Source organism: Xenorhabdus bovienii (assembly GCF_024721015.1).
Taxonomy (GTDB): Bacteria; Pseudomonadota; Gammaproteobacteria; order Enterobacterales; family Enterobacteriaceae; genus Xenorhabdus; species Xenorhabdus bovienii.
In genome coordinates this window covers 1-303 of sequence record NZ_JANAIF010000386.1, presented here as the reverse complement: position 1 = coordinate 303, position 303 = coordinate 1, and the positions used below count along the sequence as shown (strand labels likewise).

The 303-nt window shown below is 42.6% G+C and carries 1 protein-coding gene; it reads left to right on the top strand.

Annotation, left to right across the window (positions count from 1 at the left end; all coding sequences use genetic code 11):
- Positions 1 to 9: 9 nt before the first annotated feature.
- The coding region (locus NXS07_RS21130; protein WP_258087648.1) for a CII family transcriptional regulator at positions 10 to 303 on the top strand (294 nt) is incomplete at its 3' end.

Here is a 303-nt window from a genome sequence, read left to right as displayed (position 1 = left end):
ATTTTACGAATGAAACACGCAAGTTACCGCAAATTATTCAGAGATAAGGAAAGTGAATTGCTTAACAAGATCGCGCTGACAGGTTCACGGAACGTAGCCAGGATAATTGATTTTCATGAATCACAAATCACGCGCTGGCAGCGTCCGCAAAAACTGGATGACATTAGCTTCATTGCGAAAATGGCTCGCGTTTTGGTTGCCATTGAATATGACGCGCCAGACACAAACGTAGTGATAAATCGGGAGGATGCGAAGGCATTAATAGAAGCACTTGAGTATATCCGATACCCAAAAAGAAAAACC